We start from the raw sequence: 15,057 nt of genomic DNA, 5'->3' as shown, positions 1-15,057 counted from the left end.
GGCGGCGGGCACGGACGTGCGAGTGGAGATCGCTCTGACGATCGTCGGATGCCCCGCGGCCGACCGCATCGAGTCGGATGTGCGGCGTGCGGCCGTGGGCGTGCTGCACGATGTGCCCGAGCAGTCGGAGCTCCTCGACCGGCTCACGAGCTGGCGCCGCACCGTGCGCACGACGGGGGAGATCCCGTTGCTGGTGCACACCGCGATCCAGCAGCTGCGCGCGGCGCCGCAGCGCCCCGTCGCGCTCGAGATCGCCCCCGATCTGATGCTCGCTCCGTTCGACGGGGTGTACATCGACCCTGAGCCCGCACCCCGGCCGCGCACCGCGCCGGACGCCGCCGTCGAGGCGGTGTGCGCGATGCTGGCCGAGGCGACGTCCCCCGTGCTGTATGTCGGCGGCGGCATGCGCTCGCCCGAGGGATCTGCCGCCATCCGGGCCGCGGCCGAACGCCTCGCGGTGCCGATCGTGATGTCGCAGAACGGTCTCGGCACGCTGGACGCGGTCCATCCGCTCGCAGCCGACCCCCTCGACGGTCGCGCGCTGCTGGCGCAGGCGGACCTCGTGATCGGGGTGGGGACCCGCTTCGTGCTGTCGGGGCAGCAGCTCGCTCTGCCGGAGGAGTGCCGGCTCGTGCTCGTGAACGCGGATGCGGACCACCTGCGAGAGCCCAGACGGCCCGACCTGCCCATCCTGTCCGACGGCGTCGCCTTCGTGGACGCCCTGGTCGCCGCCTGGCGCGCCCGCTCCCGAGGTCCCCGAGGCGACGGGGAGCGCCGCGTGCGGGCCGCCAAGGACGTGTCCCGCGCCGCGCTGGCCGACATCGCGCCGCAGCGCGAGTGGCTCGACGCGATCCACGCGGGCACGCCCGACGACGTGATCCTCGTGAAGGACTTCACGCAGATCGCCTACGTGACGCCGATCGCATGGCCGCATCGTGACTGGGCCTGCCACGTCGCCCCGGGCTATCAGGGCAACCTCGGCTATGCGTACGCCGCCGCGCTGGGCGCCGCTGTGGGCCGGCCCGATCGGCCTGTGGTCGCCATCGTGGGCGACGGCGGCTTCGGATGGACGCTGCCCGAGCTCGCCACGGCCCACCAGTACGGGATCCCGGCCGTGGTGGTGGTGTTCGACGACGGCGCCTACGGCAATGTCGCGCGGGACCTCGAGACGCTCTTCGAGGGGCGGGTCTTCGGGGCGGAGCTGGTCAACCCCGACTTCGTGCGCGTGGCGGAGGCGTTCCACGTGCAGGCCGCGCGGGCGACGACACCGGAGGAGCTCAGCGCGGCGCTGCGCACGGCGATCGCCGCGCGCGAGCCGGCGCTCATCCACGTACCCGTCGGCAGGTTCCCCGACCCCTGGCACCTTCTGCTGTGAGAGACCGCGCGGCGGCGCGGGCCATCCCGCCGCGCCGTCGCGCCGCCACGGGGCCGCCCGGCTAGACTCCGTGCGATGCAGGACGCCGAAGCGGCACGCGCCGAGACCGCGGATGACCACGAGCTCGATCTGGGCCGTCGCCTGCGCGCGCTGCGGCGCGCGAAGGGTCTGTCCCTGCGCACCGTGGCCGAGGGGGCGGCGGTCTCCGAGAGCTTCCTGTCGCAGGTCGAGCGCGGGGTCGCGAGCCCCTCGGTCGCCTCGCTGCGCCGCATCTGCGCGGCCCTGGACGAGCCGATGGGCGCGCTGTTCCAGCAGGGCGACGAGCAGGGCCGCGAGGATTCGCCGCTGGTGCGCGTGGCTGACCGCCGGCGCATCTTCCGCCCCGACGGCAGTGCCGACTACATGCTGACGCCCGCCGCCGCTCAGCACCTCCAGATCCACTACAACGTTGTGGCTCCGGGGCGCTCGTCCGGGCGCGAGACCTACTCGCATGCGGGGGAGGAGGAGTGCGTCATCGTGCTCGAAGGCGAGCTCAGCGTCACCTGGCGCGATCGCACTTACCGGCTCGAGAAGGGCGATGCCCTGCTGATCACGCCCACGGAAGGGCATCGGTTCGAGAACCACGGCACGACCCCCGCGACCGTGCTCTGGGTCATCACCCCGGCCAACAGCGATATGTGACGCGCGCCGGCGCGCGCTGCCCGGGTCCGAGCCGTGCGCGGAGTCTGAACCCGCTGTCCGTGCAGCTGTAGTAGCACTGAATTTCGTTTCACTGTTACTGCAGATAGTGCGGGTCTGTTGTGTTACGACGCGGTAAATACCTTCTGGATTCGGTCCGCTAGAAAAACCCGGTCAGAGTATATAAAACCGCCCGGACCAGCCAGCCCGTGCGAAAACGACCATTGAATTGTCCTGAAGTGTGTCTGTACAGTCCTGAGAAATTCTGCAGAGATACTGCAGAAGCGCCACAGGATGGGCCGCCCATGACGACCGACAGCGCCGAGCTCGGAGCCACGCTCCGACGCCTGCGACGCGGCGCGCGGCTGACACTGCGCGACCTGAGCGGTCGCACCGGTCTGTCGGAGAGCTTCATCAGCCAGTTCGAGCGCGGGCACACGCAGGCGAGCATCTCCTCGCTTGCGCTCCTCGCCGAAGCGCTCGAGGTGCGGCTCGACGACGTCTTCAGCCCCTCCGGCGGCTACCGCACGATCACGCGGGGAGCGACGCGACCGGCCGTCCCGTTCGGGCACCGCGCCACACGCTCGAGCACGACGAGTGCCGGCTTCGGCAGCTTCGAGGTGTTCCACGTCGTGCTGGAACCGGAGGGTGCTGCGGGCTCCGGAGACTACGCCCCCGCCCACGAGGCCGACGTGCACGTGCTCGTGGAGGAAGGGCGCGTCAGTCTCGACCTCGGGGGAGAGGCGATCGAGCTCGGCCCGGGCGACGCGGTCACCTTCGACGCGGCGACGCCGCACCGGTTCGCGAACGCCGCGGCCGGCATCACGACCACCCTGTGGGTCATCAGTCCCGCAGGGCCGCCTTCCGACGAGGGCTCCCGTTCCACCTGACCTGCCCGCTCCACAGTCGTACCCGTTTCACCGCCGTACCCGTTTCACCGACATACCCGATCGACAGTCGTACCCGACACAGACACACAAGACCTGAGGAACCTGAGGAGGATCCCATGCAGCGCACCTGGAAGAAGGCGGCCCGCATCGGCGGCGCCGCGCTCGGCGCCGTCTCGATGCTCGCCGCCACGGCGTGCTCGTCCGGCAGCGGCGGCGAGGGCGCCGGCGGCGACGAGGCCGTCACGCTCACGATCGCCAGCTGGGGCGACCCGTTCACGTCCGCCACCCGCACCCACCTCGCCGAGCCGTTCGCCGAGGAGACCGGGTACGACGTGCAGATCGTGGACGCTCCCGGCAAGTTCGTCGCCACGCTCGAGTCGCAGATCGCGGCGGACAACGTGGAGTGGGACATCCTCGACTCGACGTCGGCCCCCGACGCGTACGTGATGTACGACCGCGGCATGATCGACCAGATGCCGGACGACGTCAAGGAGCGCCTGCTCGAGGTGCTTCCCGAGGACGCCGTCACGGACTTCGGCATCACGTGGTCGATCCTCGGCTACATCACCGCCTGCAACCAGGCGGCGGTCGAGGCGTGCCCCTCGAACACCGAGGAGTACTTCGACACCGAGGCGTTCCCCGGCAGCCGCACCAGCATCTCGACGTCGCCGCTCGTGAACCTGTCGCTCGCGGAGATCGCGAACGGAGTGCCGATCGAGGATCTCGCCACGCACGAGATCGATCTCGACGCGGCGTTCGCGACGCTCGAGAAGGTCAAGGCCGAGACCGGCGTCTGGTGGAACTCCGGCGACCAGAGCGTGCAGGTCATGACCAACGAGGAGGCCGACATGGGCGTCCTCTACTCCGGCCGCGCCTACACGGTGAACGAGGAGATCGGAAACACCCAGCTCAACTGGGAGGACGGCCTCTACAACCCCGGCTTCATGAACGTCGTGGAGGGGTCGGGCGACGAGGACGCCGCCTGGGAGTTCATCGAGTGGATCGCGACCCACCCCGAGAACGCGGCGGCCTGGGCCTCCGAGCTCGGCTATTCGGTGCCGAACCCCGAGGCGTTCGACTTCATCGACCCGGCCATCGCGGAGACCCTGCCCGACTTCCCCGCCAACCGCGAGCAGCTCGCCGCGATGAACTTCGACTGGTACGTCGAGAACTTCGACGAGGTCAACGCCCGCTGGCAGGAGTTCCTGCGCGGCTGATCGCCCACCACGGGTGCGGAGGCCGCGCCTCCGCACCCGTGCCCCCGTCCCCTTCCCACACCCACTAGGAGCACAGATGGCCACGGTGGAAGCCCCCGCTCCCCGCGCCGAGCGGCGCAGGGCCTGGAGCGCCGCACTGCCCAACCTGCCCGCAGCGCTGATGGTGCTGCCGATGGTCGCCGCAGCGGCCCTGTTCATCGTCTACCCGCTCGTCAAGCTCGTCGTGGACTCGCTGACGGAGGGCGACGGCGGCATCTCGAACTACGTCGCGGCGTTCTCGTCCGCGGCGATCCGCAACTCGCTCGCGTCGACCCTCACCATGTCGATCGTCGTCACGATCCTGTGCCTGCTGATGGGAGGCAGCCTGGCCTGGGCCCTGTCGAAGGCGCGCTCGCCGCGCGTGAAAGCCCTGCTGTGGGCAGCGGTGCTGCTGCCGTTCTGGATGGGCGTGGTCGTCAAGACGTACGGCTGGTCGATCCTGCTCGCCAGCAACGGCGTCATCAACTCGTTCCTGCAGGCGATCGGCCTCATCGACGAGCCGCTCAAGCTGCTCTACACCGACCTGGCGGTGATCATCGGCATGACCTACACGATGCTTCCGTACGCGGTGCTGGCGATGTTCCCGACCATGAGCGGCTTCAACCAGGATCTGCTGCGGTCGTCGTCCGTCATGGGCGCCTCGCGCACCCGGGCGATGTGGCAGATCTGGCTTCCCGCGGTGCGGCCCGGCATGGTCGCCGCCGGCGCGATCGTCTTCGCCATCAGCATCGGCTTCTACGTCACCCCGGTGCTGCTGGGCGGCGCGCAGGTGCCCTTCATGGCCACCGTGATCGGAGACGACATCTACTCGTTCTTCAACTACCCGCGCGCCTCGGCGTCGTCGGTCATCCTGCTGGTCATCGCTCTCGCGGTGCTCGCCCTCACCCTCCGGCTCGTCGGCGGGCAGGCGCTGCGCGGCGGACTGGGAGGTGCCAAGTGAGCCTTCCCGCTCCCGACCGCGCGCAGCGCGCGCTCGACCGCACCACGGGCGTCCTCGGCGGTGCGCTGGTCGTCGTCTCGGTCGTCTTCCTGCTCACTCCCGCCGTGCTGATCGCCGTGCTGTCCTTCGCCGCCGACAGTCGCGTGCTGTTCCCGCCCCGCACCTGGGGGTTCGACCGCTACGTCGACGTCTTCACGTCGGGCAACTGGGACCGGCCGCTGCTGCTCTCGCTCGAGATCGCGTCGTGGGTGGCGCTGCTGGCGGTGCTGATCGCGGTGCCGATGGTGTTCGCTCTCAAGCGCAGCCGGCTGCCCGGCCGCGGTCTGCTCGAGGGCATCGCGATCGCGCCGCTGGTCATCCCCGTCTCCGCGTACGCGGTCGGCCTGTACGCCGTGTTCGCCCAGCTCGACCTGCTCGGCAGCAAGTTCGGCATCGTGCTGGCCCACACGGTGCATGCCCTGCCGCTCGTGGTCATCCTGCTGTCCACCTCGCTCGAGCAGCTCAAGCCCGACCTCGAGCTCGCCGCCATGACGATGGGCGCGTCGCGGGGCCGCGCCTGGCTCGGCATCACCCTGCGGCTGCTCGTGCCGTCGATCGTCGCGGCCCTGCTGTTCGGCTTCATCTCGTCGTTCGACGAGGCCGTGCTCATCACCTTCCTCGGCGGCGCGGGCCTCGTGACGCTGCCGAAGTACATCTTCGACTCGGTGCAGTACGCGATCGACCCGGCCATCACGGCCATCGCCACGCTGCTCATGCTGGCGACCACGGCGATCATGCTGCTCGCCACCTCTCTGCGAAAGGAACCCCGGTGAACGCAACCCTGACCCCCACGGCGGCGATCGCGGCCGTCGAGATGGAGGAGGCCGGCGTCGCACTGCGCATGCGGGGCCTGTCGAAGTCGTACGGCGACGTCGAGGTGCTCAAGAGCATCGATCTCGACGTCGAACGGGGCGAGTTCCTCACGCTGCTCGGCCCGTCCGGATCCGGCAAGACCACGCTGCTGAAGATCATCGCGGGCTTCGAGGACGCCACGGGCGGCGAGATGCGCCTGAGCGGTGTGAACCTGCTCACGCTCACACCTGCCGAGCGACGGCTCGGCATGGTGTTCCAGAACTACTCGCTGTTCCCGCACATGACCGTGGCCGAGAACGTCGCCTACGGGCTGCGCATCCGCAAGGTCCGCGGCGCCGCGCTCACGTCCCGCGTCGACGAGATGCTCGAGATGGTGGGGCTGGCCGGGCACCGCCATCGCAAGCCGTCGCAGCTGTCGGGTGGTCAGCAGCAGCGCGTCGCGCTGGCTCGGGCGCTGGCGTACGAGCCGGAGATCCTGCTGATGGACGAGCCGCTCGGCGCGCTCGATCGCAGCCTGCGCCTGCAGATGGAGCGCGAGATCAAGCGCGTGCACCGGCAGACCGGCACGACGGTCGTGTACGTCACTCACGACCAGGAGGAGGCGCTGGTGCTCTCGGACCGCGTCGCGATCATGGATCAGGGCGTGTTCGCGGGCCTCGACACCGCCATGTCGCTGTACCAGACGCCGCCGAACTCGTTCGTGGCGCGGTTCTTCTCCGACGCCAACGTGATCGACGGACACGCGACCGGCGGCCGTGTCGACGCGCTGGGCCAGAGCTTCGCCAGCCCCACGCAGCACAGCGGGGCGGTGGCCCTCGCGGTGCGACCGGGCCTCGTGCGGGTGGGCGCGCCCAGCGGCGAGGGTCTGCGCCTGCGCGGACGCGTCGAGGAGCGCCACCTGCTCGGGGACGTCGAGCAGCTCGAGCTCGCGGTGCCTCAGCTCGGCACCGTCATCGCCCGGCGACCCCTGTCGGCCGACTGCGTCGACCGCGTCGGCGACGAGCTCGACCTGTTCGTGCCGGCCACCGACATCACCGTGATGCCGGACTGAGCGTTCGGCGACGAGACAGATTCGCGACGAGACAGATTCGCGACGAGACAGATTCGCAACGAGACAGATTCGCAACGAGACAGATTCGAACGAGAAAGAGAGAGACGCACACATGTCCGGGAAAGCACTCATCGCGGGAGCCGGTATCGCCGGCCTCGCGGCCGCGGCGGCGTTCCGCATGCACGGATGGGACGTGGAGGTGTTCGAGCGCAGCGACGAGCCGCGCGAGATCGGCGCCGGCATCTACGTCAAGGAGAACAGCTTCCAGGTGCTCGACGAGCTGGGCCTGAGCGATGAGATCGCGCGCCGCGGCGTGCGGATCGACGCCGCCCGGATCGTCGACGAGAGCGGGCGTCTCGTGATCAGCCGCGACGTCAGCCAGGAGCGCCTGGTCGTCACGCTGCGCAGCGATCTGCACGGGCTGCTGCGGGAGCGCGCCGAGCAGCTGGGAGCCGTGATCCACACCAATCGCCGCGTGATCGGCGCCGACGCCAAGGGTGCCCTGTACTTCGACGACGGCACGGTGGTCAGCGGCGACGTGGTCGTCGGCGCCGACGGCGTGCACTCGCGCGTGCGCGACTCGCTCGACCTGGCCCGGATGAAGTACAGCCTCGGCGACGGAGCGACGCGTGTGCTCGTGCCGCGCCTGGCGGACGAGCTGCCACACTCCACCGAACACTGGTCGGGGCAGCTGCGTGTGGGCATCGCGCCCGCGTCGGACGAGTACACCTACATGTTCATCATCGGCCCCGAGAAGGAGCGCCGCGCCACGCGGGTGCCGCTCGACAAGTCGTACTGGAAGCGCCACTTCCCGCACCTCGCGGAGTACTTCGACGCCGTGACGCCCGAACTGTCGATCCACCATCGCCACTCGGTGGTCCACTGCGACACGTGGGTGAAGGGGCGTGTCGCGATCGTCGGCGACGCGGCGCACGCACAGCCGCCGAACCTCGGGCAGGGCGCGGGCGTCGCGATCGCGGCCGCGTGGGAGATGGCCGAGAGCGTCGCATACGCCGACGACGTCAACGAGGCGCTGCGGGAGTGGGAGACGACGGCCCGTCCGCGCATCGACATGGTGCAGCGCATCACCACCGCGTACGACGCGCTCAGCTACAAGTGGCCGCGCCCCCTGGCACCGCTGCGCAGCTCGCTGTTCAGCGCGATCTCCAAGCACCGCGTGCTGGGCGAGCGGTGGGAGTTCTACTGGCGCGGCGGCACCCCGGCGCCCGGGCCCCTCGGCAACGGCACGCCCGCGGAGCGCGCGGCGCGCGCCGCGCGGCTGGCCTCCACGGAGGCGGCGCCGCTCGAGTCCGTGGAGACCGCGGAGGCCGTGGAGGTCCGATGAGCGCGGAGATCCTGCTGCGATCGGGCCGGATCCGCACGCTGGCCGGCGCGTCGGCCTCGCTGGAGGGCGAGGCCGGCGCCGGCCGGGTCGATGAGGCGATGCTCGTGCGCGGCGATCGGATCGTCGCCACCGGCACCGACGCGGAGATGCGCGCGCTCGCCGCGGCCGACGCCCAGGTCGTGGACCTGGCAGGGCGCACCGTGCTGCCCGGCTTCATCGACGCGCACACCCACGTCGAGCTGACCGCGATGTCGCGCCACTTCTGGATCGACGTGCGCGGGGAGAGCCGCGCGGACATCCTCGGTCGCATCCGAGCGCACGCGGCGGCCACGGAGCCGGGCACCTGGGCGATCTACCAGGCGACGTTCGGTGCCGATCTGCCGACGCTGGACGAGCTCGATGCCGCCGCGCCGCGGCATCCCGTCGCGGTGCGCTGGTCGATGCACAAGTTCATCGTCAATCGGGCGGCCCTCGACGTCTCCGGCGTCGACGAGTCGACCGTCCCCGCGCCCGGCATGAGGCTGCAGCGCGACGATGCCGGCCGCCTCAACGGGGTGATCGAGGAGGGCTGGGATCTGCTGGCCGCCCCGGTCCCCGCCGAGGAGGAGCTCCGGCCGGCGCTCGCCGAGACGCTCGCGTCGCTGTTCCTGTCGCATGGCGTGACGACCGTGCACGAGATCGTGGCGTCGCGCGCGGGAGCCGGCGCGCTGTGCGACATCGCCGAGACCCAGGGACCGCGCATCGGGTTGAACTACACGGTGGCGCCCGGGCATCAGGCGCTCGTCGACCGAGTGCCCGACGCCTCGCTGCTCGGGATCGCCACACGGCGTCCCCGCGCGCGTGCGTGGGTGCAGGGACTGAAGATCTTCATGGATGGCGGGCGTGACGGCGCCTTCCGCTCGAACGACGGCGGGCGGGACGTGCTCGCGCACGACCCGGCGGAACGCTGGGGGCTGCTGACGCGGCTGTACCCCACGCTCGTGGACGAGCTGGCCACGGCGGCGCGCCTCGGCATCCGCGTGATGACGCACGCGATCGGAGATCTGTCGCAGGAGATCGCCGTCTCGGCCGTCGAGCAGGTGCGCGCGCGCCATCCCGAGCTCGACCTCCGCATGCGCATCGAGCACTTCTTCAACGAGTCGACCGGCACCCGGCGGCTGGAGCGTCTCGTCGCCGCGGGTGGCATCGCAGTGCCCAACCCGGGCTTCGTCTTCGCCGAACCCGACGACCCGGCGCGGCGGCAGCCTCAGGGCGCCACGAAGTACGCGCTGGCCACGCTGCGCCGCATCCAGGGCGTGATCCCTGGCAATTCCGATACCGCGGGCGCGCAGCCGTTCACCACCAACCCCTGGTTCACGATGCAGTGCATGGTGCTGCTGCGCAATCGTTCGGGGCTGGAGATCACGCCCGGCGAGCAGGTGGATCTCGCGGCGGCGCTGCGCGCGTTCACGGTGGACGCCGCGTGGGCCACGGGGCAGGAGGACGAGAAGGGCTCGCTCGAGCCGGGCAAGCTCGCCGACTTCAGCGTGATCGACGCCGACCCCTTCGGGGTCGACCTCGACAGGCTCGACACGATCGGCACGGTCGCCACCGTCATCGGGGGAGCGGTGGCGTTCGGCGAGCTGCCGTAGCGCGCGGTCCATGCCGGAGGTCCGGTCGCTCCCGGCCCTCCGGCATGCGCCGCCTGCGGTCGCCTACGATGGAGGTGCGAGAGGGAGTATCCCGCAAGCAGCGCGATCGTCATCACGGTTCTCGACGGTGGGATCCCGGTCGCGCGCCGCCGTGCCACGGCGGGGGAGAGACTCTCGACGCCTCGTTGCGCCTCCCTGAGGCCGGACCTGAAAGGCCCTGATGGACCTCTTCCTGCCCCCGTGGTTCGAGATCGGATCACTGGTGCTGCTGACGGCGATCCTGATCGCCGACCTGCTGCTCATCCTGAAGCGCCCGCACATCCCCTCGACCCGCGAGTCGACCCTGTGGGTCGTGTTCTACGTGGTGCTCGCCCTGATCTTCGCCGTCGTGATGTGGGTCGTGGCCGGAGCCACGCCCGCACAGGAGTTCCTGCTCGGCTGGATGACCGAGTACAGCCTCTCGATCGACAACCTGTTCGTGTTCGTGCTGATCATGAGCCAGTTCGCGGTGCCGCGGAAGCTGCAGCAGGAGGTGCTCATGGTGGGCATCATCATCGCGCTCGTGCTGCGCGGCGCGTTCATCCTGCTCGGGGCCGCCCTCATCGAGAACTTCTCGTGGATCTTCTACCTGTTCGGCGCCTTCCTCGTCTTCACGGCCATCCGCCAGGCGATGCCCGAGAAGCATGAGGAGGACAAGAAGGAGGAGACCGCGATCGTGCGCTTCCTGCGCCGCTTCGTCGACATCAGCGATCACTATGACGGCAACAAGCTGCGCACCGTGATCGACGGCAAGAAGTTCTTCACGCCCATGCTGCTCGTGTTCGTCGCGATCGGCGTGACCGACCTGATGTTCGCGATCGACTCGATCCCGGCGATCTACGGCCTCACGCAGAGCCCGTTCATCGTGTTCACCGCGAACATCTTCGCCCTCATGGGTCTGCGCCAGCTCTACTTCCTGCTCGGCGACCTGCTCGAGCGCCTCAAGTACCTGCACTACGGCGTGGCGTTCATCCTGGCGTTCATCGGCGTCAAGCTCTTCCTCCACGCCATGCACGTGAACGAGCTCCCGTTCATCAACGGCGGTCACCACATCGACTGGGCGCCCGAGATCAGCAACTGGATGTCGCTCGGCGTGATCATCGCCTCCATGGCCGTGGCCACCATCGCGAGCCTCATCTCGTCGGCCCGCGACAAGAAGCGCGCCGAGGTCGGCAGCTGACCGACGCCCGCTGCGCAGCATGATCAGGCGGCGCGGAGATCTGCTGAGAAGTCAGATCTCCGCGCCGCTTCTGTCTGGGCACTCTGCTCCGGAAACAGTGACCTCGCGAGCAGGATGCTACGCTGGCCACATGCGGTTCGCTGGACTTCTTCTCCTTCTGCGCCGCGACGGGACCTCGCTCTAGGCCTTCCCCGTCGCGGAGTCCGTCGCAGGCCGACATCCCGACGCTGGAAGAGACAACATGAGCGACAGCACGAATCCCATCGATCCCACGATCATCCCCGAGCGACCGCGCACCCTGGCCGAGAAGGTCTGGGACGACCACCTCGTGGTCAAGGGCGAGGACGGCCAGCCCGATCTGATCTACATCGATCTGCACCTGGTGCACGAGGTCACGAGCCCGCAGGCGTTCGACGGACTGCGCGCCGAGGGGCGCCCCGTGCGCCGCCTCGATCTGACGATCGCCACGGAGGACCACAACACCCCCACGGTCGACATCGACAAGCCGATCGCCGATCTGACCAGTCGCACGCAGATCGAGACCCTGCGCCGCAATGCCGCCGAGTTCGGCGTGCGCCTGCACTCGCTGGGCGACAAGGAGCAGGGCATCGTGCACGTCGTCGGGCCGCAGCTGGGCCTGACGATGCCGGGCATCACCGTCGTGTGCGGCGACAGCCACACCTCCACGCACGGCGCGTTCGGCGCGATGGCCTTCGGCATCGGCACGAGCGAGGTCGAGCACGTGCTGGCCACGCAGACGCTGCCGCTGAAGCCGTTCAAGACCATGGCGATCACGGTCGAGGGCGACCTGAAGCCGGGCGTCACGGCCAAGGACATCATCCTCGCGGTCATCGCGAAGATCGGCACCGGGGGCGGCCAGGGCTACGTCCTGGAGTACCGCGGCAGCGCCATCCGGTCGCTGTCGATGGAGGGCCGGATGACGATCTGCAACATGTCGATCGAGGCCGGCGCCCGGGCCGGCATGGTGGCGCCGGACGAGACGACCTTCGCCTACCTGAAAGGCCGCGACCACGCTCCGAAGGGGCGGGACTGGGACGACGCCGTCGCCTACTGGCGCACGCTGCCGACCGACGAGGGGGCCGTGTTCGACGCCGAGGTGTTCATCGACGCCGACGAGCTCGAGCCGTTCGTCACATGGGGAACCAACCCCGGCCAGGGCGTGTCGCTGAGCGATGTCGTGCCGACCCCGGCCGACATCGCCGACCCGAACGAGCGCGCCGCCGCCGAGCGGGCCCTGGAGTACATGGACCTGGCACCGGGCACCCCGATGAAGGACATCCCCGTGGACGCCGTGTTCATGGGATCGTGCACCAACAGCCGCATCGAGGACCTGCGCGCGTTCGCGTCGATCATCCTGGGCCGCAGGAAGGCCGACGGCGTGCGCGTCATGGTGGTTCCCGGGTCGGCGCGCGTGCGGCTGGAGGCCGAGGCCGAGGGCATCGACAGGATCGTCAAGGAGTTCGGAGCAGAGTGGCGCTTCGCCGGCTGCTCGATGTGCCTGGGCATGAACCCCGACCAGCTCGCGCCGGGGGAGCGCTGCGCGTCGACGAGCAACCGCAACTTCGAGGGACGCCAGGGCAAGGGCGGACGCACGCATCTCGTGTCGCCGCTGGTCGCCGCCGCCACGGCCGTCCGCGGCACCCTGTCGAGCCCATCGGATCTCGAGGACGTGCCGAGCGAGCTGGCGACGAGCGTGGTGGAGGCCTGACATGGAGAAGTTCACGACCCACACGGGTGTCGCCGCGCCTCTGAAGCGCTCGAACGTCGACACCGACCAGATCATCCCCGCCGTGTACCTGAAGCGGGTGACGAAGACCGGCTTCGACGACGCGCTGTTCGCCGGCTGGCGGCAGGACCCCGAGTTCGTGCTGAACCAGGAGCCGTTCCGAGCCGCGTCGATCCTCGTCGCGGGCCCCGACTTCGGTACGGGATCGAGCCGAGAGCACGCGGTCTGGGCGCTGCGCGACTACGGCTTCAAGGTGGTGCTGAGCCCGCGTTTCGCGGACATCTTCCGCGGCAACTCCGGCAAGCAGGGCCTGGTCACGGGCGTCATCTCCGAAGACGACGTCGAGCGCTTCTGGGCCGCGATCGACGCCCAGCCCGGCGTCCAGATGACGGTCGACCTGGAAGCGCGAACCGCCACTCTGGGGGACTTCACGGCCGCTTTCGATATCGACGATTACACTAGGTGGCGGCTCCTCGAAGGGCTCGACGACATCGGGCTCACGCTGCGCAACGAGCACAGGATCGCGCAGTTCGAGGCCCGCCGCGAGGCGTGGCGGCCACGGACGACAACCGTCTCGTGAGCCTGCCGAGGTGCTGTGAGGGCCTCGGCTGACATCGACGGAGACCGGTTCCATCAGAACGCGGCCACCGCCGTCGAACAGAAGCGGCCGACCGCCGCGAGACCCTAGTGAGGCACCACCACATGACTCTGATCGGCGACGCCAAGACCCCCGGCACCCCGGCGTACGCGTCGGGAGAAGTGCTCGAGATCCGCGGCGGACGACCGCTCAAGGGTCAGGTCGACGTGCGCGGGGCGAAGAACCTCGCGACCAAGGCCATGGTGGCCTCGCTTCTCGGCGAGACGCCGAGCACCCTGCGCGACGTGCCCGACATCCGCGACGTCGAGGTCGTGCGCTCGCTGCTCGAGGTGCACGGCGTGCACGTCTCGGAGGGCGACGAGAGCGGCTCGCTGGTGCTCGACCCGTCCGACGCCAAGTCGGCCGGCTTCGAGGAGATCGATGCCCACGCGGGCTCGTCGCGCATCCCGATCCTGTTCTGCGGCCCGCTGCTGCACCTGCTGGGTCAGGCGTTCATCCCCGACCTGGGCGGCTGCCGCATCGGCGATCGTCCGATCAACTTCCACCTCGATGCGCTGCGCAAGTTCGGCGCCATCGTCGACAAGCAGCCCAGCGGCATCCGCCTGTCGGCCCCCGAGGGCCTGCACGGTGCGAACATCGAGCTGCCGTACCCGAGCGTCGGAGCGACCGAGCAGGTGCTGCTCACGGCCGTGCGGGCCAAGGGCGTCACCGAGCTCCGCAACGCCGCGATCGAGCCCGAGATCATGGACCTCATCGGCGTGCTGCAGAAGATGGGCGCGATCATCTCCTACGAGCCGAACCGCGTCATCTTCATCGAGGGCGTCGACGAGCTCCGCGGCTACGACCACCGCTCGCTGTTCGACCGCAACGAGGCCGCGTCGTGGGCGTGCGCGGCCCTCGCGACCGACGGCGACATCTTCGTCAAGGGCGCGCGCCAGTACGAGATGCTGACGTTCCTGAACGTGTACCGCAAGGTCGGCGGAGACTTCGACATCACCGACGCGGGCATCCGCTTCCGTCGCGGTGCCGCTCCGCTCAAGGCGACCATCGTCGAGACGGATGTGCATCCCGGCTTCATGACCGACTGGCAGCAGCCGCTCATCGTGGCTCTCACGCAGGCGACGGGTCAGTCGATCGTGCACGAGACCGTGTACGAGAACCGCCTCGGCTTCACGCAGGCGCTGGTGCAGATGGGCGCGGACATCGTCGTGCATTCGCGCGGTCTCGACGGCGAGTACCGTCGCGTTCCGCGACGCGAGCTGGAGCAGGCGGCCGTGATCAACGGACCGACGCCGCTGCGCGGCGCCGACATCGTGGTGCCCGACCTGCGCGGCGGCTTCAGCTACGTCGTCGCCGCACTGACGGCCGAGGGCACGTCGCGCGTCTCGGGCGTCGGCATCATCCGTCGCGGCTACGAGAAGTTCTTCGAGAAGCTCACGGCGCTCGGCGCCGACTTCGACGTCGTCGGCTGAGCG

The 15,057-nt window shown here is 69.7% G+C and carries 13 protein-coding genes; all 13 read left to right on the top strand.

The window, feature by feature from the left end; genetic code table 11:
• A partial coding sequence (locus ABTW64_RS02460) for a thiamine pyrophosphate-dependent enzyme (RefSeq protein WP_350618796.1) occupies positions 1-1,375 on the top strand: 1,375 nt, incomplete at its 5' end.
• Between the two features lie 75 nt (positions 1,376-1,450).
• A complete protein-coding gene (locus tag ABTW64_RS02455; protein ID WP_350618794.1) occupies positions 1,451-2,056 on the top strand; it encodes a cupin domain-containing protein in 606 nt (201 codons plus the stop codon).
• A 302-nt stretch (positions 2,057-2,358) separates the two neighbouring features.
• Positions 2,359-2,943, top strand: a complete 585-nt coding sequence (locus ABTW64_RS02450) for a helix-turn-helix domain-containing protein (RefSeq protein WP_350618792.1) — start codon at positions 2,359-2,361, stop codon at positions 2,941-2,943.
• A gap of 116 nt (positions 2,944-3,059) precedes the next feature.
• Positions 3,060-4,160, top strand: coding sequence for an extracellular solute-binding protein (locus ABTW64_RS02445; protein WP_350618790.1), 1,101 nt, complete (start codon positions 3,060-3,062; stop codon positions 4,158-4,160).
• Between the two features lie 76 nt (positions 4,161-4,236).
• The gene (locus ABTW64_RS02440; RefSeq protein ID WP_350618788.1) at positions 4,237-5,139 is read left to right on the top strand and encodes an ABC transporter permease; all 903 of its coding nucleotides are present in this window, start codon (positions 4,237-4,239) and stop codon (positions 5,137-5,139) included.
• A complete protein-coding gene (locus ABTW64_RS02435) occupies positions 5,136-5,951 on the top strand; it encodes an ABC transporter permease (RefSeq protein WP_350618785.1) in 816 nt (271 codons plus the stop codon). The genes ABTW64_RS02440 and ABTW64_RS02435 overlap by 4 nt, the downstream gene beginning before the upstream one ends.
• The gene (locus ABTW64_RS02430) at positions 5,948-7,042 is read left to right on the top strand and encodes an ABC transporter ATP-binding protein (RefSeq protein WP_350618783.1); all 1,095 of its coding nucleotides are present in this window, start codon (positions 5,948-5,950) and stop codon (positions 7,040-7,042) included. Before ABTW64_RS02435 ends, ABTW64_RS02430 begins: the two co-directional genes overlap by 4 nt.
• Before the next feature lie 112 nt (positions 7,043-7,154).
• Complete coding sequence (locus ABTW64_RS02425; RefSeq protein ID WP_350618781.1) at positions 7,155-8,387, top strand: FAD-dependent monooxygenase; 1,233 nt, start codon at positions 7,155-7,157, stop codon at positions 8,385-8,387.
• Positions 8,384-10,018: an amidohydrolase gene (locus ABTW64_RS02420; protein ID WP_350618779.1), complete on the top strand. Its 1,635-nt coding sequence runs from the start codon at positions 8,384-8,386 to the stop codon at positions 10,016-10,018. Before ABTW64_RS02425 ends, ABTW64_RS02420 begins: the two co-directional genes overlap by 4 nt.
• A gap of 220 nt (positions 10,019-10,238) precedes the next feature.
• A complete protein-coding gene (locus ABTW64_RS02415; RefSeq protein ID WP_350618777.1) occupies positions 10,239-11,237 on the top strand; it encodes a TerC/Alx family metal homeostasis membrane protein in 999 nt (332 codons plus the stop codon).
• Between the two features lie 241 nt (positions 11,238-11,478).
• Complete coding sequence (gene leuC, locus ABTW64_RS02410; protein ID WP_350618775.1) at positions 11,479-12,966, top strand: 3-isopropylmalate dehydratase large subunit; 1,488 nt, start codon at positions 11,479-11,481, stop codon at positions 12,964-12,966.
• A gap of 1 nt (position 12,967) precedes the next feature.
• Positions 12,968-13,564 carry a 3-isopropylmalate dehydratase small subunit gene (gene leuD / locus ABTW64_RS02405; RefSeq protein ID WP_350618773.1) on the top strand — a complete coding sequence of 199 codons (597 nt, stop codon included), beginning with the start codon at positions 12,968-12,970 and terminating at the stop codon, positions 13,562-13,564.
• 122 nt (positions 13,565-13,686) lie between these two features.
• Positions 13,687-15,054 carry a UDP-N-acetylglucosamine 1-carboxyvinyltransferase gene (murA, locus tag ABTW64_RS02400; protein ID WP_350618771.1) on the top strand — a complete coding sequence of 456 codons (1,368 nt, stop codon included), beginning with the start codon at positions 13,687-13,689 and terminating at the stop codon, positions 15,052-15,054.
• The last annotated feature ends 3 nt before the right edge of the window (positions 15,055-15,057 follow it).

Origin of the sequence: Microbacterium sp. NPDC096154 (genome assembly GCF_040302945.1) — a bacterium.
Taxonomy (GTDB): domain Bacteria; phylum Actinomycetota; class Actinomycetes; order Actinomycetales; family Microbacteriaceae; genus Microbacterium.
The sequence above is the reverse complement of the archived record's forward strand: the minus strand, read 5'-3'. Positions and strand labels throughout refer to the sequence as shown.

Bases quoted from the DNA above. Each gene is read 5' to 3' on its own strand.
- ABTW64_RS02455 (WP_350618794.1), top strand. From the start codon at position 1,451: ATGCAGGACGCCGAAGCGGCACGCGCCGAGACCGCGGATGACCACGAG.
- ABTW64_RS02450 (WP_350618792.1), top strand. From the start codon at position 2,359: ATGACGACCGACAGCGCCGAGCTCGGAGCCACGCTCCGACGCCTGCGA.
- ABTW64_RS02445 (WP_350618790.1), top strand. From the start codon at position 3,060: ATGCAGCGCACCTGGAAGAAGGCGGCCCGCATCGGCGGCGCCGCGCTC.
- ABTW64_RS02440 (WP_350618788.1), top strand. From the start codon at position 4,237: ATGGCCACGGTGGAAGCCCCCGCTCCCCGCGCCGAGCGGCGCAGGGCC.
- ABTW64_RS02425 (WP_350618781.1), top strand. From the start codon at position 7,155: ATGTCCGGGAAAGCACTCATCGCGGGAGCCGGTATCGCCGGCCTCGCG.
- ABTW64_RS02420 (WP_350618779.1), top strand. From the start codon at position 8,384: ATGAGCGCGGAGATCCTGCTGCGATCGGGCCGGATCCGCACGCTGGCC.
- ABTW64_RS02415 (WP_350618777.1), top strand. From the start codon at position 10,239: ATGGACCTCTTCCTGCCCCCGTGGTTCGAGATCGGATCACTGGTGCTG.
- leuC (WP_350618775.1), top strand. From the start codon at position 11,479: ATGAGCGACAGCACGAATCCCATCGATCCCACGATCATCCCCGAGCGA.
- leuD (WP_350618773.1), top strand. From the start codon at position 12,968: ATGGAGAAGTTCACGACCCACACGGGTGTCGCCGCGCCTCTGAAGCGC.
- murA (WP_350618771.1), top strand. From the start codon at position 13,687: ATGACTCTGATCGGCGACGCCAAGACCCCCGGCACCCCGGCGTACGCG.